Annotated in this window: 19 protein-coding genes; 12 read left to right on the top strand and 7 right to left on the bottom strand. The window is 59.4% G+C overall.

Annotation, left to right across the window (positions count from 1 at the left end; genetic code table 11):
* Window positions 1-16 precede the first annotated feature (16 nt).
* Genes lspA through SIB83_RS15005 form a run of 3 tightly spaced genes read left to right on the top strand, consistent with a single transcriptional unit; the run spans window position 17 to window position 4,216 of the window.
* On the top strand, window positions 17-481 hold the full coding sequence (gene lspA, locus SIB83_RS15015; RefSeq protein ID WP_413746312.1) for a signal peptidase II: 465 nt from the start codon (window positions 17-19) through the stop codon (window positions 479-481).
* A complete protein-coding gene (locus tag SIB83_RS15010; protein WP_413402438.1) occupies window positions 462-2,621 on the top strand; it encodes a transglycosylase domain-containing protein in 2,160 nt (719 codons plus the stop codon). Before lspA ends, SIB83_RS15010 begins: the two co-directional genes overlap by 20 nt.
* Window positions 2,618-4,216 (top strand): DUF697 domain-containing protein, encoded by a 1,599-nt coding sequence (locus tag SIB83_RS15005; protein WP_413746311.1) that lies wholly within the window; start codon window positions 2,618-2,620, stop codon window positions 4,214-4,216. The genes SIB83_RS15010 and SIB83_RS15005 overlap by 4 nt, the downstream gene beginning before the upstream one ends.
* Window positions 4,217-4,306: 90 nt before the next feature.
* On the opposite strand, the gene SIB83_RS15000 is transcribed toward SIB83_RS15005, so the two are convergent.
* Window positions 4,307-5,755, bottom strand: coding sequence for a pyridoxal phosphate-dependent decarboxylase family protein (locus SIB83_RS15000; RefSeq protein WP_413746310.1), 1,449 nt, complete (start codon window positions 5,753-5,755; stop codon window positions 4,307-4,309).
* A gap of 96 nt (window positions 5,756-5,851) precedes the next feature.
* Between SIB83_RS15000 and SIB83_RS14995 the strand changes: the two genes are divergently transcribed.
* Entirely contained in the window at window positions 5,852-6,325 is a 474-nt protein-coding gene (locus SIB83_RS14995; protein WP_413406405.1) for a nucleoside deaminase, read from the top strand.
* Here SIB83_RS14995 and SIB83_RS14990 read toward each other — a convergent pair.
* The gene (locus SIB83_RS14990; RefSeq protein ID WP_413746309.1) at window positions 6,267-7,445 is read right to left on the bottom strand and encodes a pyridoxal-phosphate-dependent aminotransferase family protein; all 1,179 of its coding nucleotides are present in this window, start codon (window positions 7,443-7,445) and stop codon (window positions 6,267-6,269) included. The genes SIB83_RS14995 and SIB83_RS14990 overlap by 59 nt on opposite strands.
* 111 nt (window positions 7,446-7,556) lie before the next feature.
* Entirely contained in the window at window positions 7,557-8,081 is a 525-nt protein-coding gene (locus SIB83_RS14985; RefSeq protein WP_413746308.1) for an allophycocyanin subunit beta, read from the bottom strand.
* Between the two features lie 212 nt (window positions 8,082-8,293).
* Here SIB83_RS14985 and glnA point away from each other — a divergent pair, with 212 nt between their 5' ends.
* A complete protein-coding gene (gene glnA, locus SIB83_RS14980) occupies window positions 8,294-9,715 on the top strand; it encodes a type I glutamate--ammonia ligase (RefSeq protein ID WP_413746307.1) in 1,422 nt (473 codons plus the stop codon).
* 91 nt (window positions 9,716-9,806) lie between these two features.
* Here glnA and SIB83_RS14975 read toward each other — a convergent pair whose 3' ends face one another.
* Complete coding sequence (locus tag SIB83_RS14975) at window positions 9,807-10,079, bottom strand: hypothetical protein (protein ID WP_413402427.1); 273 nt, start codon at window positions 10,077-10,079, stop codon at window positions 9,807-9,809.
* 149 nt (window positions 10,080-10,228) lie between these two features.
* On the opposite strand from SIB83_RS14975, the gene SIB83_RS14970 reads away from it, so the two are divergent.
* Window positions 10,229-11,284 carry a class I SAM-dependent methyltransferase gene (locus tag SIB83_RS14970; RefSeq protein ID WP_413746306.1) on the top strand — a complete coding sequence of 352 codons (1,056 nt, stop codon included), beginning with the start codon at window positions 10,229-10,231 and terminating at the stop codon, window positions 11,282-11,284.
* Window positions 11,285-11,369: 85 nt separating this feature from the next.
* Window positions 11,370-11,684: a copper-binding protein gene (locus SIB83_RS14965; RefSeq protein ID WP_413402424.1), complete on the top strand. Its 315-nt coding sequence runs from the start codon at window positions 11,370-11,372 to the stop codon at window positions 11,682-11,684.
* A 1-nt stretch (window position 11,685) separates the two neighbouring features.
* Here SIB83_RS14965 and SIB83_RS14960 read toward each other — a convergent pair whose 3' ends face one another.
* A complete protein-coding gene (locus SIB83_RS14960) occupies window positions 11,686-11,946 on the bottom strand; it encodes a hypothetical protein (protein WP_413746305.1) in 261 nt (86 codons plus the stop codon).
* 50 nt (window positions 11,947-11,996) lie between these two features.
* Between SIB83_RS14960 and SIB83_RS14955 the strand changes: the two genes are divergently transcribed.
* Complete coding sequence (locus tag SIB83_RS14955; protein ID WP_413402421.1) at window positions 11,997-12,245, top strand: DUF6439 family protein; 249 nt, start codon at window positions 11,997-11,999, stop codon at window positions 12,243-12,245.
* A gap of 16 nt (window positions 12,246-12,261) precedes the next feature.
* On the opposite strand, the gene SIB83_RS14950 is transcribed toward SIB83_RS14955, so the two are convergent.
* Together SIB83_RS14950 and SIB83_RS14945 are read right to left on the bottom strand one after the other, a co-directional pair.
* Window positions 12,262-12,669, bottom strand: a complete 408-nt coding sequence (locus tag SIB83_RS14950) for an ATP-binding protein (protein WP_413747393.1) — start codon at window positions 12,667-12,669, stop codon at window positions 12,262-12,264.
* Between the two features lie 66 nt (window positions 12,670-12,735).
* Window positions 12,736-13,449 (bottom strand): GUN4 domain-containing protein, encoded by a 714-nt coding sequence (locus SIB83_RS14945; protein WP_413402419.1) that lies wholly within the window; start codon window positions 13,447-13,449, stop codon window positions 12,736-12,738.
* 40 nt (window positions 13,450-13,489) lie between these two features.
* Between SIB83_RS14945 and mnmH the strand changes: the two genes are divergently transcribed.
* The 4 genes from mnmH to SIB83_RS14925 are packed head-to-tail and all read left to right on the top strand — an operon-like array spanning window position 13,490 to window position 17,035.
* Window positions 13,490-14,545, top strand: coding sequence for a tRNA 2-selenouridine(34) synthase MnmH (mnmH, locus tag SIB83_RS14940; protein WP_413747392.1), 1,056 nt, complete (start codon window positions 13,490-13,492; stop codon window positions 14,543-14,545).
* Between the two features lie 26 nt (window positions 14,546-14,571).
* Window positions 14,572-14,961: a photosystem II reaction center Psb28 protein gene (gene psb28, locus SIB83_RS14935; RefSeq protein WP_413402417.1), complete on the top strand. Its 390-nt coding sequence runs from the start codon at window positions 14,572-14,574 to the stop codon at window positions 14,959-14,961.
* Window positions 14,958-16,037, top strand: a complete 1,080-nt coding sequence (locus SIB83_RS14930; protein ID WP_413746304.1) for an AI-2E family transporter — start codon at window positions 14,958-14,960, stop codon at window positions 16,035-16,037. The genes psb28 and SIB83_RS14930 overlap by 4 nt, the downstream gene beginning before the upstream one ends.
* Window positions 16,034-17,035 (top strand): AI-2E family transporter, encoded by a 1,002-nt coding sequence (locus SIB83_RS14925; protein ID WP_413746303.1) that lies wholly within the window; start codon window positions 16,034-16,036, stop codon window positions 17,033-17,035. The genes SIB83_RS14930 and SIB83_RS14925 overlap by 4 nt, the downstream gene beginning before the upstream one ends.
* Window positions 17,036-17,038: the final 3 nt, after the last annotated feature.

Below are 17,038 nucleotides of genomic sequence, written 5' to 3'. Positions count from 1 at the left end.
TCGTCCTGTCCTCACCATGAGGCGCGGCATTGTGGTCGCTCTGAGCGTGTTCATGGTGGTGCTTGATCAACTCAGCAAGCACTGGGCCAGAAACACACTCGTGCAAGGAGAGGCGATTCCCTTTGTTCCCGGATTGCTGCAGCTGACCCTGGTGCGCAACACCGGTGCTGCTTTCAGTCTGTTCAGAGACTCCTCAACACTTCTGGGAGGTCTAAGCCTCGTTGTAGCCATCGGTGTCAGTGTCTGGGTCTGGCGGGAGCCCCGGAGAGGCCTCTGGATGGGACTGGCCCTCGGCTTTTTGCTCGGAGGCACGATCGGCAACGGCATCGACCGCTGGCGGCTCGGTCATGTGACCGACTTTCTTGAACTCGTGCCGATCCAGTTCCCGATCTTCAACTGGGCGGATGTCGCCATCAATCTGGCAGTGCTCTGCTTCGTCATTGACGCCTTCGGCAACCGACATGAGCAGAGCGAAGGCTGATCAACAGGGACTGGCCCTGCTGAGGATTCATCAGCAGGATTGTTCCGAGCGCGTTGTGGCTCTTCACGGCGAGGGCTATCGGATTGGTCGCGACGCGGACATGGAGATCCGCATCAACCATCCAGCTGTCAGCAGGCACCATGGGCTTCTGCAGAAGCAAGGACGCCGCTGGATCCTCAAGGATCAAGGCTCCACCAACGGTCTGTGGTGGCGAGGACGTCGCGTGCAACAGCTGGAGCTGCAGGACGGCGATCGGATCAGCTTTTCCCCAAGCCAGGATCCGGATAACCCCTGGATTGACTTTGAGCACCCTGCCCATCGAAGGCATCAGCGAATCAAGCGCAGCACAGGGGTCGGCATTCTGTGCCTGATTGGCGCCGCAGGACTTGTGCTGGGTGTGGCCGCCTTCACAGTGCCGGTGCGTGGACGACTTGCCAGCGTTCGTGGTCCTCTTGCCATCTACGACGGCAATAACAAACCGCTCAACTCGGTCGATTCAAGTCGACACATGGAACTGAGCAGCGTCGCAGCGTTTTCGCCGTTGTTGATCGATGCCTTGCTCAGCAGCGAGGACAACCGTTTCTGGTGGCATCCAGGAGTTGATCCAGTCGGCACCGTGCGGGCGTTCGCCGCCAACCTCACCGGAGGAAGGGTTCTTGAAGGTGGCAGCAGCCTCACCCAGCAACTGGCCCGAAGTCTCTACCCCAACCTCGTTGGTGAAGGCGACACTCTGGGACGGAAATGGCGCGAGCTGCTGGTGGCGCTGCAGCTTGAAAACCGTTTCAGCAAGAGGCAGCTGCTGCTGAGCTATCTCAACAGGGTCTACCTCGGGGTGGGATGGGGTTTCGAAGACGCTGCTCAGACTTTCTTTGACCAGTCGGCGGCGGATCTGAGTGTTGAACAGGCCGCTCTGCTCGTGGGGCTGTTGCCGTCACCCAACGGTCACGACCCCTGCCGGCATCCCCAGCGGGCCCTTGAAGCCCGCAACCGTGTGATCAACAAGATGGCCGATTCCGGTCGGCTTTCACTCGATGCCGCTCGTCTGGCGAGACGCCAACCCATCCAGTTGGCTCCAAGCGCCTGCAGCCGGACCGCTCTGACCCGATCAGCCCCCTTTTACACCGATCAGGTGCGCAGGGACCTCACAGCACTGGTGGGTCCGGAGGTGGCCGCAGAAGGCAATTTCCTGATCGAAACTCATCTTGATCCGGTGCTGCAGGCCGTGGTGGAACGACAACTGCGCAGTTTGATCGGCAACGCCGCTGGTCTGGGTGTGAGCGAAGGAGCAGCGGTGGTGATCGACAGCCGCAGTGGTGGCGTGCTGGCGATCGCCGGTGGACGTGACTACCGCTTCAGTCAGTTCAACCGTGCCTCCATGGCCCTGAGACAGCCTGGAAGCACCTTCAAGCTGATGACTTATCTGGCTGCTTTGGAGAAGGGAATCAAACCCAACGAAACCATTGACTGCAGTTCACTGAGCTGGAGAGGCCAGCGATTTGAAAGCAGCTGCAGGGGCCGTCTCAGCCTGACGAGCGCCTTTGCCTCCAGCAGCAACACCGCGGCTCTGCGGCTGGCGCAACGCGTGGGGCTTGAACAGGTCGTGCGCCAGGCCAGAGCCCTCGGCATCACCACACCGCTGGATCCGGTTCCCGGTCTGGCACTCGGTCAGAGCGAAGTGCGCCTGATCGAACTGACCGGCGCCTACGCAGCCGTGCTCAACAAAGGGGAATGGAAGCCGCCCAACACGATTCGTCGACTGCTCGATGCGGAAACGTGTCGCGACGACAGGCTGCGTGGCTGCGGAAGTCTTGCCGGCGACGATCAGCGTGGCGTGAACCCCGGGCGTCAGGCTGTGCGCAGCGAAAGCGCGGTCCAGATGCAGAGCTTGTTGCGCGCTGTGGTGCGCGGCGGAACCGGCGCAGCTGCATCCCTCGGAGGCAAGGAGGGAGGAAAGACGGGAACCACGAATGATGGAAGAGATCTGCTGTTTGTGGGCTATGAGCCATCTCGGCACTGGGTGCTGGGCATCTGGCTCGGCAACGACGACAACAGTCCTTCCTCCAGCTCCAGTGCCCTTGCGGCTTCCCTCTGGGCTGACATCATCCGCGCGGCGGGACGTGGAGGACTCAACGGAGGATGAAGGGGTCGACACGCTGGATCCTGTTTGGTGTCGTTGGGCTGGTCGCCCTCATGGTGATTGGCCTGGTGTTGCAGGGGATTCGTAACCTGCTCTGGGATCTGAGTTACTGGCTGCCGCCCTGGATGGTCGGCCCCGTGCTGCTGATCGGAACAATCCTGCTTGCGGCGGTCGTGATTCAGGTCGGCCTGCCATGGCTGCGTCAGTGGCGAACACAGCGCCACCGTCAGGACGCGTCATCGACCCAAAACAGGCCGGCACCGACGAGCAGCAGAGATGCAGCCGAACAGAGCCTGTCCAGCGTGGATCGCCTGCTGGAACGCTTGCAGGACGACGTGGCACGTCAATCTCTTCTGCAGGAACGGCAACGGGTCGCCAGAGAACTGGAACGCGGTGATCTTGTGCTTGTGGTCTTCGGCACCGGCTCCAGCGGGAAAACCTCTCTGATCCGTGCCCTGCTCAAGGAGATCGTCGGCGATGTGGGTGCCGCCATGGGCTCCACCAGCGAAAGCCGCAGTTACCGACTCCGACTCAAAGGTCTCAAGCGCGGGGTGCTGCTCGTGGATACCCCTGGAATCCTGGAAGCGGGACAGGAGGGGAGGGGACGTGAGCAAGAGGCACGACGCCAAGCCAGCAGAGCGGATCTGATGATCGTGGTGGTGGATGGCGATCTGCGCAAAAGCGAACTGGACGTGGTTCAGAGCCTTTCTGGACTGGGCAAACGACTCGTGCTGGTGCTCAACAAATGCGATCTGCGAGGTGAAGAGGAGGAATGCAGATTGCTTCAGCTGTTGCGACAACGCTGCGGTGAATGGTTGCAACCCGAGGATGTCATTCCCGCCAGTGCACGCCCCCAGTCACTGCCACGCCCGGGTAAGCATCCCGTTCAGCCACCGGCTGAAATCGGCCTTCTGGTCACACGGCTGGCCGCCGTGCTCCATGCCGATGGAGAGGAACTGCTGGCAGACAACATCCTCCTGCAATGCAGAGATCTTGGCTCCGCCGGTCGGGATCTGCTCGACCGGCAGCGCACTGAAGAAGCCAGCAGAATCATCGATCGCTACACATGGGTCAGTGCCGGTGTCGTCGCCGCAACGCCACTGCCCGGTATCGATTTACTGGGCACAGCAGCGGTGAATGCCCAGATGGTGATGGAGGTGGGGGCGGTCTACGGCATCCAGTTGACCCGAACCAGAGCCCAGGAGCTGGCGATTTCTGTGGGCAGGACCCTGGCCGGCCTAGGCCTGGTCAAGGGAGGAGTGGCTCTGATCGGGACCGCGCTGAGTGTGAACCTGCCGACCCTGCTACTCGGTCGGGCGGTGCAGGGTGTGGCCGCCGGCTGGCTGACCAGAATTGCGGGTGACAGTTTCATGACCTATTTCCAGCAGGATCAGGACTGGGGCGACGGTGGAGTGCAGGACGTGGTTCAGCACCACTACGAGCTCAACCGGAGGGATCGCTCCCTACAGGACTTTCTGCAGGCGGCACTGCGGCGGGTGGTGGAGCCCCTCCAGCAGGAGGCCAAGAAACGACTTCCGCCCCGGCCAGGGCCTCGGGCGGGGGAGGACGCATCGGACCGCGGCTATCGAGCACCGTGATCAGCCCGAGATACAACACACCGATCAACACCGACATCGCTCCCGTGACGATGGCAACCCATCGACCTCGCTTGTTCTGAGCTGCAGGCATCACGCCACCTCCCCTGAACAGTCATTCAGATCGGCTGCCAGTTGGTCGATGAGCGCATTGGAGGTGTGGGGGTTACCCAGCACGACTTTGATGCGATGCCGTCCTTGATGAAGGGGTCTGGAGACCATGATCTGCCGATCAAGCAGCCGTTGTCGCAGAGCCGCTGACCATTGATCGCAACGCATCGGATCCGCTCCAAGCGGAGCACAGGCAAGCAGATGCAGGGGGCCTGATGTGATCTCCAGAGCAGACGGATCAAGACCCTTTTCCAGTCGCTGACGCCTCAGCAAAGCCTTCTCCAGCACAGCGTTGATCCCCTGATCACCCAGTTGGCGCAACCCGAGCCAGAGCTTGAGGATCTCAGCTGGACGACTCCCCTGGAGGCCCAGTTCCCCGCCATGAGCAACAGCAAAGGAGGGCTCCATATAGGGGAGCCCGGTGTGAAAGGTCTCCTGAAGAGCTGACTGATCACGCACCAGGAGCAACGACGACGTCTTGGCGATTCCGAGCAGCTTCTGAGGGTTCACCGTGATCGAATCGGCCTGGCCCAGGCCAGCCATCAGGTGCGAGGTGCCGGGACAGAGAGCAAAAACCGCACCGATCGCTCCGTCCACATGGAGCCAGAGGCCCTTATCCCTGCAGAACTGAGCCAGAGCTGGAATGGGGTCGATCGCTCCTCGCACCGTCGTGCCCGCTGTCGCGACCACAGCGATGCAGGGCCTGTTTTGCCGCGTCAGCTCCTGAAGATTCTCCTGGAGATTCGCAAGAAGCATGCATCCCTGAGAATCAACGCGCACGCGTCGTATGCCATCGGGCCTGAGCCCCATGACTCTGGCCGCCTTCCCCAGTGAGACATGGGCGTCATCACTGATCAGAATCACCGCACCGGGATCATGATCCAGGCCCATCCGATGTCGGGCGGTCACCAGGGCTGTGAGGTTGCTGAGGGAGCCACCGCTCGCCGCAACACCACCGGAGCCATCGGGCAATTCAAAGCGGGCAGCGAACCAGCTGCAGAGCTGACGCTCCAGTTGACTGAGACTCGGTGACAGTTCCTCAGCCAGCAGATTGTTGTTGAGTCCGGCACAGATCAGTTCGGCAGCGATCGAGGCTGTGTTCGGAGGTGGATCCAGATGGGCGAGGGCGCCTGGATGGTTGGGTTGATAAGAACCATCCATCAACTGCTGAAGATCATCCAGAAGCCGGTCCGCACCCACACCCTGCGTCTCTGGGAAGGCGTCGGGGAGCAACCGCAGAGCTGGCAGCGGCGAACGTTTGGAGGCTGACCCGAGCCATTCACACAAGCGAGCGCTGGCATCCTCTAGAAAACGCTGCAACTGGGGATCAAGTGCCTCTGACGAGGCAAATACGGACAGTTCCGTCGCAGTCGCTGGCGCCGATGAAGTCCTGGAGGATCCGAACAAGGAGGGAGCGGAAGGAACAGTCATTCTCACCTGCGGTGGCACATTGGACGCCTCTGCACGATTGGGGCGAGCGTGCGACAGACACCGGTCGAGCTGGATAACGCAGAGATCCATGCCTGGATGCAACGCCTGCTTCAGCGTGCTGAGCGCCTCGGTGAGTCGGGAGAAATCCCTGTCAGCGCAGTGATTCTGGATGCGGATGGACGATGCATCGGCCACGGCAGCAACCGACGCGAGTTCGCTTCAGATCCACTGGGTCATGCTGAACTCGTGGCTCTGCGCCAGGCATCCTTGATCCTCGGTGACTGGAGACTGAATCAGTGCACACTGATCGTGACACTGGAACCCTGTCCGATGTGCGCAGGGGCTCTGGTGCAGGCCCGCGTTGGTCAGGTGATCTATGGGGCGCACGATCCCAAACGCGGTGGCCTGGGAAGCACGATTGACCTGTCGAAGCACCCCAGCGCACACCATCACATGCAGGTGAAGGGGGGCGTAATGGAGCTCGAAGCGTCAGCTCTGCTGGGGCGGTGGTTCAGGCAGCGACGGCTGCGTTCTGGCGGAAACGCGGCAGCTCCGTCTCAAAGAGATTGAGCAGACGGTCGACATTGTCAGGGGTGGAGTTGTAACCCATCAGGCCGATCCGCCAGATCTTGCCGGCGAGCACACCCAGACCCCCGCCGACTTCGATGCCATGGGTGTTGAGGAGATAGGTGGAGAAGGCCTTGCCATCCACATCCGCTGGAATGCGAACCGTGGTGAGAGTCGGCAAACGCAACTCCTCGGGCACATGCAATTCCAGGCCGAGCGACTCAAGGCCGGTCCAGAGAGCTTCCGCGTTGCTGCGATGGCGGGCCCAGGCGTTTTCAAGACCTTCCTCGGCAAGAAGACGCAGCGCTTCGCGCATCCCGAAGTTCATGTTCACAGGAGCTGTGTGGTGATAAACACGGTCACTGCCCCAGTACTGGTTCAGCAATGAGACATCCAAGTACCAGTTCGGAACCTTGTCTTTGCGGGCAGCCAGCTTGGCTTCAGCACGGGAACCCATTGTGAACGGACCGAGGCCTGGAGGGCAGCTGAGTCCTTTCTGGCTGCAGCTGTAGGCCAGATCCACCTTCCAGGCATCCAGGTACAGAGGCACTCCTCCCAGTGAGGTCACTGTGTCAAGCAGAAGCAGGCAGTCATGCTCGCGGCAGAGATCACCCACACCCTCCATCGGCTGGCAGATGCCGGTGGACGTTTCGGCATGAACCATCGCCAGGATCGTTGGCTTGTATTTCTTGATGCCTGACTCGATTTCATCAAGGGTGAAAGCCTCACCCCAGGGCTTCTCAATCACCTGAACGTTGGCTCGGTAACGCCCGGCCATATCCATCAGGCGATTGCCGAAGTACCCCTTCACCGCCACCAGAACAGTGTCTCCCGGTTCAACAGTGTTGGCGAGAGTGGCTTCCATTGCGGAGCTGCCCGTAGCGCTCATCGGCAGCGTCAGGCGGTTGTCGGTCTGCCAGGCGTACCGGAGCAGCTCCTGCACCTCGCCCATGAGTTCCACATAAAGCGGATCCAGATGACCGATCGGTGTGCGTGCGAGAGCCTGGAGAACCGTGGGATGCGCGTTGGAGGGGCCTGGACCCAGCAACAGACGATCGGGTGTGTCAATCGGACCGATGGAGGATCGATGGCACGGGTCAACCGAAAGGTGAGGGTGTGTCATCGGTGAAGCCCGTACCGAAAATTAATGGCGATCAGCTTACGCATCAATAGAGCAAAAATTGGACTTGCACGGACACTCCGACGCCGCTTGAAATGATTCGGAGATTTTCAATCAGCGCTGACGCACGTCGCTGGCGGACAGACCGGAGGCCATGTGCTCGAAAGGCTGGCGCACGATGACGCAGTGATCCTGACTTACGCCCTCGTTGAAAAGCCGTTCACAGAGAACGTCAGCCAGCAGCACCATGCTTCTGACGGTGGGGCCGGTTGGAACACCGAGGCTCTTGTACGTGTCATCCAGTCCATTCAGCACCCGCTCGTTGAGGATGGTGCTGTCTCCGGCGATCAGGGAATAGCTGGCGTAGCGAAGGAAATAATCCATGTCCCTGAGACAGGCAGCCAGTCGGCGTGTCGTGTAGGCGTTACCACCGGGGAGCAGAAGTTCTGGATCCGCTTGAAACAGTCTTTGACTGGCTTCACGAACCAGTTCAGAGGCTTCACGGTTGATGATCTCCACCGCCATGACACGAACCTCCGCCTCTTGGAGGTAGTTCTCGATGCGATCGATCGCTGAACGATCGAGGTAGCGACCCAGCTGGTCGTACTGACCGATCACTCCGGTGATGGCATCGCGCATGCAAGCCTTGTCCACTTTGGTTGGAAGGTAACACCGACAACGCGTTGAAACCGGCTCCAGCAAAGGCGATCACAGCAATCTGACAGAAACGGTTACCTAGAGGCTGCACAGGGGCCACAAAAGAGACGGAAGGCAAAAAGGTGCCCGTTGATACAAAACAGCTGCGGATCGATATCTACGGTCGACGCGATTTACGGGATTCACTCCCAGCCATGGCCAAAACCGCGCAGGACGTGCTTCGTCAGATCAAGGATGAAGGGATCGAGCTGATCGACCTCAAGTTCACGGACCTGCACGGCAAGTGGCAGCACCTCACTGTCTGCCAGGACCTCATTGAACCTGAATCCTTCACGGAGGGACTGGCTTTCGATGGTTCATCCATCCGCGGATGGAAGGCGATCAATGCCTCAGACATGGCCATGGTGCCCGATCCTGCAACGGCCTGGATCGACCCCTTTTACAGGCACAAAACCCTGAGCATGATCTGCTCGATTCAGGATCCCCGCACAGGCGACCCCTACGACCGCTGTCCCAGGGCTCTTGCTCAGAAGGCACTGGCTTACCTGGCTAGCACGGGGCTTGCCGACACGGCGTTTTTCGGCCCGGAACCGGAATTTTTCCTGTTCGATGATGTGCGGTACAACTCCGCGGAAGGAGGCTCGTTCTACAGCGTTGACACCATCGAAGCCGGCTGGAACACAGGCCGGATCGAGGAAGGCGGCAACCTTGCCTACAAGATTCAGGAGAAGGAAGGGTATTTCCCCGTCGCCCCGAACGACACCGCCCAGGACATCCGCTCGGAAATGCTGCTGATGATGGCGCAGCTGGGCATCCCCATCGAGAAACATCACCACGAGGTTGCTGGTGCCGGTCAGCACGAGCTGGGCATGAAATTTGCCGAACTGATTGAGGCCGCTGACAACGTGATGACGTACAAGTACATCGTGCGCAACGTTGCCAAGAAGTACGGCAAGACAGCCACCTTCATGCCGAAGCCGGTCTTCAATGACAACGGATCGGGCATGCACGTCCACCAGAGTCTTTGGAAATCCGGTCAGCCCCTCTTCTTTGGGGAAGGGACCTACGCGAACCTCTCTCAGACCGCTCGTTGGTACATCGGCGGCATCCTCAAGCATGCGCCGTCATTCCTGGCTTTCACCAACCCCACCACCAACAGTTACAAGCGACTGGTTCCAGGTTTCGAAGCACCGGTGAATCTGGTGTATTCCGAAGGAAACCGCTCCGCAGCCGTGCGTATTCCTCTCACCGGCCCGAGCCCTAAAGCGAAGCGGCTTGAATTCCGCTCAGGTGATGCACTGGCCAATCCCTACCTTGCCTTCAGCGCAATGATGATGGCCGGCATTGACGGCATCAAGAACCAGATCGACCCCGGCGATGGAGTGGACGTTGACCTGTTCGAACTGGCCGCGGATGAACTGAAGAAAATCGCCACCGTGCCGGCTTCCCTCAACGGAGCACTGGAGGCTCTCAACGCCGATCACCATTACCTGCTGGAAGGCGGTGTCTTCAGCAAGGACTTCATCGACAACTGGATCGACCTGAAATACGAGGAAGTGCAGCAGCTTCGTCAGCGTCCCCATCCCCACGAGTTCGTGATGTACTACGACGCCTGATTGTTCAGGAGTTCGATGCTCCAATGCTTTCAAAGGAGCTTCGGCTCCTTTTTTTGTGCCCCTGGTGCATCACCTCAAGGCCTGCGGCACTTCAGCCGTGCCTCAACTGAACCAGGGCACTGTCGTGCAGTTGCTTGGCATGCAGTCGCCGGCGAGCACAAACCTGTTGCTGCGCAAAAGCGCTGCGTTGATCAAGGCGATCAGGATGACCCTCAACCTGGGCATGCGCAGCCTGCTTTCTGAGCACATCGTGAGCATGGCTCTCGGCCCATGCCAGATATTCAGCCGCCGCTCTCTGCCTGCGCTCCAGCACATTGCCCGAATACGACGCCATGGTTCCGGCGGTGGTGATCTCAACGGCCATCGAGAGCTCCTGATTACCTGGGTTAATTCTGTAGCAACGGCTACCGTTTTAAAGGTAGCTTCACATAACTTTCCCGATCAATGCGATCGATGTCCACAGCAGGGGGCGCGATCGATTGGAATGAGCCAGCTTGGATCTCAATCCTTTTCATGGCGCCCAGTTTCACTGAAATCGCTTATCGGACCATGCAACAGGGCCGCAGCCTCGCCGGCCTCGTACACAAGGAACTGAGCACCAAGGTGATGGAAGTGATGGCGCCTGATGTTGTGCCCAAAACGCTGCCTGTTCCCAGCGAAATGATGGACGCCCTGCGCCAGTCGCTGGATGCGCTGCACGAACGCGATTGGCAGGACTCTGAATCCGGCGTTTACCCACAATCTCTGCTGTTTGATATCCCCTGGCTGGAATGGGCTGAACGTTATCCACGTGTTTGGCTGGACCTTCCCTCCAACTGGGCCAGAAGGCGTGCAAGGGATGTCAAGGACATTCCTGAACAGGCCAATCGCGATCTCTATCCGGATTACTACCTCCAGAATTTTCACCATCAAACTGATGGTTATCTCAGCGATCACTCCGCCGAGCTGTACGACCTTCAGGTCGACATCCTCTTCAACGGAGCTGCAGATGCAATGCGCCGCCGAGTTCTGCCTTCCCTGAGAAAGGGCCTGAACAGATTTGCAGACCGTCCACAGGGAAGCCTGCGTATTCTTGATGTGGCCACCGGAACGGGCAGGACGCTGCACCAGATCCGAGCCGTACTGCCAGAGGCCACACTCGTGGGAGTGGATCTTTCCGAGGCCTATCTGCGCCAGGCCAATCGGTGGTTGAACCAATCCAACAAACCGCTCGTGCAGCTGGTTCAGGGAAATGCCGAACGGATGCCCTTTGACGACGCCGGCTTCCAGGCGATCACCTGCGTGTTTCTGTTTCATGAACTGCCTGCTGAGGCTCGGCAAGCCGTGCTGCAGGACTGTTACCGCCTGCTCGAACCAGGAGGCGTTCTGGTTTTGGCGGATTCAGTGCAGCTGAAGGATTCGCCCCAGTTCGATGTTGCCTTGGACAATTTCAGGCGCGTGTTTCACGAGCCTTACTACCGCAATTTCATCAGTGATGACATTGACCAGCGTCTCGAAGATGCTGGCTTCAGTGATGTATACGCCGAATCTCATTTCATGACCAGGGTGTGGACAGCCATCAAAAATTAGATCTCTCAACACAGTGATTCCCTGACATAGATGCTTGCAACGGCCGGGCAACCCCATATGGTGCAGGCACTCAGGGACTCCGTCCATGTCGAATCCTTTTCGGATCCGCTGGTTGCGGGGATGGACCTTTCAGATCGTGTTCATGGAAGGCAAAGTGCAGGTTGAAGCGCACGGATTTGGGATCTGCCTGCGAACGGCGCTGAATTCCGGCGAAAGTCCGACAGCTGCCGCTGACCGTCTTGTGCTTGCCGAAGACCGCCGCCGGCGAGCCCTTTACCAGGCCTGGATCAAAGGTCAGAACCTTCCCTCTCCTTCCGAAGGTCAGTTTCAGCCGGAAGACCGTCTCCAGGATGCACCGGATTCGCTGGTGGTGGTCGACAGCCCTGCAGTGGCGGCCTGATTCAGCGGGCCAGCCACCAGCCGAGCAGGAGAGCCGGACCACCCCAGCGAAGGGCTCTCCAGAACCGCTGACCCCGTTCAGGTGTGATCAGCCAGTTGAGAGCTTCAGGATCCGCTTCCAAAAGCTGACGAAGCAGGCGGCGCTGCTGAACGCGTCGAAGCGAGCGACGATCCTGCCCCTCCCAGGATCTGGGCTGATAACGAAGGAGAGAACGCAGTCCATGCAAACCTCCTCGACTGCGAAGCTGCCTGTTCACCACCACCAGCAATCACACGGGTCAGGATAGGGAGACCCAGCTGATTCAACGCCAACGTGTCCGCGAAGAAATGGCCAGAACAGGCGATTGAGCAGGTTTTGACTCTGCATCAGAACCTCAGCATCAGTGATCGTGACTGGCACAGACTCAAATCCGATCCGGATCGACGCGGCGCCGAGCTTCTGGCGGCGGCGCTGGCGCAGTTGATTCAGAACGGACGCAATGATGATGTGGAAGCGCTGACCCAGCAGGCCCTCGGCTGGATCAGAGGAGAGCTCAAGGACCCCGGCTGTCCACATCACTGAAAGGTCTCAATCGGCATCAAGGCCGGCGACAGGCCAGCTGCACCCTGTTGCCGCGGCGGCTCCAGCGAATGTCATCGAAACACTGATGCATCAGAAACAGGCCTCGCCCTTGATTGGCATCAACCTGATCAGGCAGACATCCCTGTCGTGCATCCCTTGACAGACCGCAGCCCTCATCCTGGATCTGCCAGATCAACCAGTTCGGTGTGAGGATACGGCGGATTCGTAGACATTTCCGAGGGTCTCCGGCGTTGCCGTGACGCACGGCATTGACCAGTGCTTCCTGAAGACCCAGTTGCAGACGACAGGACGTCTCGTTGCAGTCAACAGGCTCCAGCAACAGCTCCATCAGGGGACTGAGCTGTAACGTTGACGGAAGGATGAAATCAGCCCACCGGAACGAAGGTAGAAATCCGCTGAACATCAGCACTGTTTCATCCTTTTCGACCTTACCGGCCTGCAGACGTTCTGCCAGAGGAACTAACAGGTTTCAGGACCTGCTCGCCAGTCCGGGATGCTGGAGAAGAGCGTCCATCAGACGGACTCCCCTCAGTTGGTTCACCAACGGCATGTGCCCCTCAGGCGCATCCATGCTCCACTGGAAACTTCCGGGATAACGGGTCCAGACACCATCTTTTTTCCAGCCGATCCTTGGCCAGAGCCTGTCGTAACGGCCGCCGAGTGCACTGAGCAATCGAGCTTGAACTGTGAATCCGAAGCGTCCCTGGGAGTAGGCGATCCAGAGCCTGTCGATGGTGGTCAGATCCAGGGCTTCCATGGGGGGGACTTCGCTGAAATACACATATCCCCGTTGCACCGCCTGGTCACCAGCCAGTTGTCTCAGGGCGCAACTGGTGAGGCGATCAGCCTCCTCGAATTCCTCCCGGAGTAATGCAAGCTGGAGATCCGCATAATCGATTCCGCAGGACGATGGCATCTGGAACCAACCGCCACTGACGCCTGGGATGGTTTCAAGAGCTTCGGGATGGTGGCGCTGGAGGATCTGCAGAATCCAGCCCGCACCCCAGTCATCCCCCTCCGGTGAGTAAGCCTGCAGGGCAGAACCGGCCTGAGCTGAAAGTTGTTCTGCAACCTGTTCAAGCAATGAAGCAGTGGAACGCTTCTGCCGGGCTGATCCCGAAACCAGTCGATCCAGCAGCTGATCAATGCCGAGTTGTTTGGTGGGAGGTCGTCCGGAAAGCATGGTGAATTGCCGGCACAGACTTGCTCAGCATTGGCCCACTATGTCAGGCATGGGCAACAGCACCTTGACCGGTCTCGAAAGCTTCCGCACTGCGAAAGGGACCATTGTGGATGTGAGAACAGCTTCCGAATACGCTCAGGGGCACTGGCCAGGGGCTGTGAACATCCCCCTGTTCACCGATGAGCAGCGTCATCAGGTGGGCCTGAACTACAAGCAGGAAGGTCGGCTTAAAGCAATCCAACTCGGATTGAAGCTCTGTGGTCCCGCACTGGCCGACTTGTCCGTTGCACTGTCGACCGCAGCCGCTGGGCCGGCAAATCCTCTGAGGATCTACTGCTGGCGAGGGGGTATGCGATCGAACAGCATGGGCTGGCTGGCTGGCCTGAGCGATCACCCCGTGATGGTGCTGGAGGGGGGGTACAAAACCTATCGCCGATGGGTTCTGGATCTCTTTGACCAGCCCTGGCCGTTGCGGGTGCTCGGCGGCAGAACAGGCACTGGCAAAACAGACCTGCTTCAGGAACTCCACCAACAGGGTGTCGGCGTGATCGATCTTGAGGGTCTCGCCAGTCACCGCGGAAGCAGTTTCGGCAATCTGGGGCTGCCGCCGCAACCGACCAGCGAGCACTATGAAAACAGGCTGGCGGAATGCCTGGAAGCTTTGCGCCAGCAGGGAGTACAGGGGATCTGGGTGGAAGCTGAAAGCATCCAGGTGGGCCGCTGCAGGATCCCCAAAGGATTCTTTGATCAGATGCAGAGGTCTCCGGTTCTGGAAATCCAGCGCAGTGACAGGGAACGGGTGGAGCGACTCGTCGAGGTCTATTCCTGTCATGAGCAGGCCGAACTGCGGGAAGCCACCGAACGGATTCAGAAACGGCTTGGCCCTCAACGCACCCGGCAGGCGCTGGAAGCCATTGATTCCAAAAACTGGGCTGCTGCCTGTGAAGCGATGCTCGACTACTACGACAGCTGCTACGACAGGGAGCTTGCGCGTTCACCGGCGAGGGACTCGGTGAATCTCGAAGGACTCGACAGCAGGCAGGCCGCCAGACTGCTTCTGGAACAGGGGCACGTCATCCCTGGGATCTCCAACTAAGATCCACAACTCAAAGCGGATGAACCATGGCAGAAGGTGACAAGGCGGCGATTCAGTTCTTCCGTGGCACTGACGAGCCGGTTGTTCCCGACATCCGCATGACCCGCAGCCGAGACGGTCGCACCGGACAGGCCAAGTTTGTTTTCGAAGAACCGCAGGCACTCGCACCCGAAACGATGGAAGCGATCGCCGGCATGTGGATGGTGGACGAAGAGGGTGAAATGGTCACCCGTGAAGTGAATGGACGGTTCGTGAACGGCAAGCCTTTCGCTCTGGAAGCGACTTACACGTGGAAGAGCGAGGCGGATTTCGAACGCTTCATGCGTTTTGCGCAACGTTATGCGGATGCGAACGGCATGGGTTATTCGCAGAACTCCGGCGACAATGATTCCAGCGAGGAAGGAAGCGACGGTTGAAATTTCAGCACTGGCTCGGACTTGCGGCGTTGCTGACATCCGGGCTGTTGCTCTGGAGTCTCCGTGAGGTTCTGATCCATTTCTTCGCCGCAGTGGTGCTCGCCATGGCGATCTGCACCCTTGTGGGAGCCGTGCGCAGCCGATGGGCCATTCAGAGACCGCTGGCGCTGATCATCTGCCTTCTCGGTCTGGGGTTGGTCGTGATGACTGCCGTGGCAGTGATCATTCCACCGTTTTTCAGTGAGTTTCAACAGCTGCTGCAGGAGCTGCCTGCTGCGGCCCGCGAGCTTCAGCAACTGGTGATGGGGTGGATCAACCAGGCCTCGTCGCTGGTCTACGGAGCAGGCGGTTCAGCTGAAGAGGGTTCTCAGTTCGCACCGGGCGATCTTTCATCGATCCCGAACAGCACTGCCCTGGCGTCCGGAGTGAGTGGTGGCATCAAGGGATTACTGGGTCTCGCTAGCAATCTCGGCAGCGGACTCGTCCAGCTGGTGTTCGTGTTCGCTGTGGCCCTGATGGTGTCGATTCAGCCCGACTCCTATCGAAACGTTGGGCTTCAGTTGGTGCCCTCTTTCTACAGAAGGCGTGCCCGAACCATTCTTCTTCAGTGTGGGGAAGCACTCAGCAGCTGGATGATCGGCGTGCTGATCAGCTCGCTGTGCGTGGGTTTGCTTGCGGGAATCGGCCTCTCCCTGCTGGGAGTGAAACTGGTGATGGCCAATGCCCTGCTGGCTGGATTACTCAACGTCATTCCCAATGTGGGGCCCACCCTCAGCACCGTATTCCCCATGGCGGTGGCTTTGCTTGACGCACCCTGGAAAGCGGTTGCCGTTCTGGGTCTCTACGTGGTGATCCAGCACTTTGAGAGCTATGTGATCACACCCTCAGTGATGCAGCACCAGGTCAACCTGTTGCCAGGCCTCACACTCACTGCCCAGTTCATCTTCACTGTGATGTTTGGACCGCTGGGTCTGTTGATGGCACTTCCTCTGGCCGTGGTGATTCAGGTGCTGATCAGGGAGATCGTGATCCACGACGTCTTGGATCCCTGGAAGAAGCGTCGCGCTCCCGCATGAACCCAAGCAACCTGCTGGCAGCTCTCACCCTTGTGGTGCTGGCTCTGCTGACCTGGCAGCTGCGCTGGGTGCTGTTGGTCCTGTTCGGTGCGGTGGTCCTGGCCGTGGCGCTTGATGTGCCTGTGCACCATTTGATCGATCGCTACCGATTGCCCCGTCCGATCGCACTGCTGGCGGTGCTGCTGATCGGAATCATCGGAGGACTGCTGGTCATGCAGCTGCTGCTGCCTCAGCTGATCAACCAGTTCGAACAGCTCACAACCCTGTTGCCTGCGCTGTTCAGCCAGGTTCAGGCATTGCTGTTCAATCAGCCATTGCTTGGAGAACTGGCGCGAACTCTGCCCGAACAATTCAGCTGGGAGCGAATCCAACCTTTCGGATTTCAGTTGCTCGGCGTGGCCGGAGGAGCTGCCAACGGCCTGGTTCAGGTGCTGCTGATGAGCCTGCTGGCAGTGCTCCTTGCCCTGGACCCGTCAGCGCACAGAGGCATGGTGGTCGCCGCGACACCGCGACCGGCCCGGGCATCGATGGAGGAACTGCTGGACCAGTGCCGCACCGCCCTGGGCGGCTGGCTGGCCGGCATGACCCTGTCCGCCCTGGCGATGTTTCTCTGCACATGGGCAGGCCTGGCGATTCTGCGCATGCCACTGGCCCTGCTTTCAGCCCTGGTTTGCGGTCTGCTGACTTTCGTTCCGACGATCGGACCGACAGCCGCGACCCTGCTTCCTCTCAGTCTGGCCCTGATGATCTCTCCTGGAGCAATGCTTCAGGTGCTGCTGCTGCGGCTGGCTCTGCAGAACATTGAAGCCTTCGTGCTCACACCGCTGCTGCTCCGGCGAACCGTGAATCTGCTGCCCACGGTGGCACTCACCTCCCAGCTGAGCCTTGGAGCTCTGCTGGGGCTGCCTGGCGTGTTGCTGGCGCTGCCACTTGTTGTGGTGCTTCAGGTAGGGATGGAGCAGGTTGTGGTGAAGAAAATCATGGACCGCTGGAGTTGAAGA

It is taken from the genome of Synechococcus sp. MIT S9507, from assembly GCF_047304715.1.
In the GTDB taxonomy this organism is placed as follows: domain Bacteria; phylum Cyanobacteriota; class Cyanobacteriia; order PCC-6307; family Cyanobiaceae; genus Synechococcus_C.
The sequence above is the reverse complement of the archived record's forward strand: the minus strand, read 5'-3'. Positions and strand labels throughout refer to the sequence as shown.

Coding starts and splice junctions, on each gene's coding strand:
- lspA (WP_413746312.1), top strand. CDS start 17: ATGAGGCGCGGCATTGTGGTCGCTCTGAGCGTGTTCATGGTGGTGCTT.
- SIB83_RS15010 (WP_413402438.1), top strand. CDS start 462: ATGAGCAGAGCGAAGGCTGATCAACAGGGACTGGCCCTGCTGAGGATT.
- SIB83_RS15005 (WP_413746311.1), top strand. CDS start 2,618: ATGAAGGGGTCGACACGCTGGATCCTGTTTGGTGTCGTTGGGCTGGTC.
- SIB83_RS15000 (WP_413746310.1), bottom strand. CDS start 5,755: ATGACTGTTCCTTCCGCTCCCTCCTTGTTCGGATCCTCCAGGACTTCA.
- SIB83_RS14995 (WP_413406405.1), top strand. CDS start 5,852: ATGCAACGCCTGCTTCAGCGTGCTGAGCGCCTCGGTGAGTCGGGAGAA.
- SIB83_RS14990 (WP_413746309.1), bottom strand. CDS start 7,445: ATGACACACCCTCACCTTTCGGTTGACCCGTGCCATCGATCCTCCATC.
- SIB83_RS14985 (WP_413746308.1), bottom strand. CDS start 8,081: ATGCGCGATGCCATCACCGGAGTGATCGGTCAGTACGACCAGCTGGGT.
- glnA (WP_413746307.1), top strand. CDS start 8,294: ATGGCCAAAACCGCGCAGGACGTGCTTCGTCAGATCAAGGATGAAGGG.
- SIB83_RS14975 (WP_413402427.1), bottom strand. CDS start 10,079: ATGGCCGTTGAGATCACCACCGCCGGAACCATGGCGTCGTATTCGGGC.
- SIB83_RS14970 (WP_413746306.1), top strand. CDS start 10,229: ATGGCGCCCAGTTTCACTGAAATCGCTTATCGGACCATGCAACAGGGC.
- SIB83_RS14965 (WP_413402424.1), top strand. CDS start 11,370: ATGTCGAATCCTTTTCGGATCCGCTGGTTGCGGGGATGGACCTTTCAG.
- SIB83_RS14950 (WP_413747393.1), bottom strand. CDS start 12,669: ATGTTCAGCGGATTTCTACCTTCGTTCCGGTGGGCTGATTTCATCCTT.
- SIB83_RS14945 (WP_413402419.1), bottom strand. CDS start 13,449: ATGCTTTCCGGACGACCTCCCACCAAACAACTCGGCATTGATCAGCTG.
- mnmH (WP_413747392.1), top strand. CDS start 13,490: ATGTCAGGCATGGGCAACAGCACCTTGACCGGTCTCGAAAGCTTCCGC.
- psb28 (WP_413402417.1), top strand. CDS start 14,572: ATGGCAGAAGGTGACAAGGCGGCGATTCAGTTCTTCCGTGGCACTGAC.
- SIB83_RS14925 (WP_413746303.1), top strand. CDS start 16,034: ATGAACCCAAGCAACCTGCTGGCAGCTCTCACCCTTGTGGTGCTGGCT.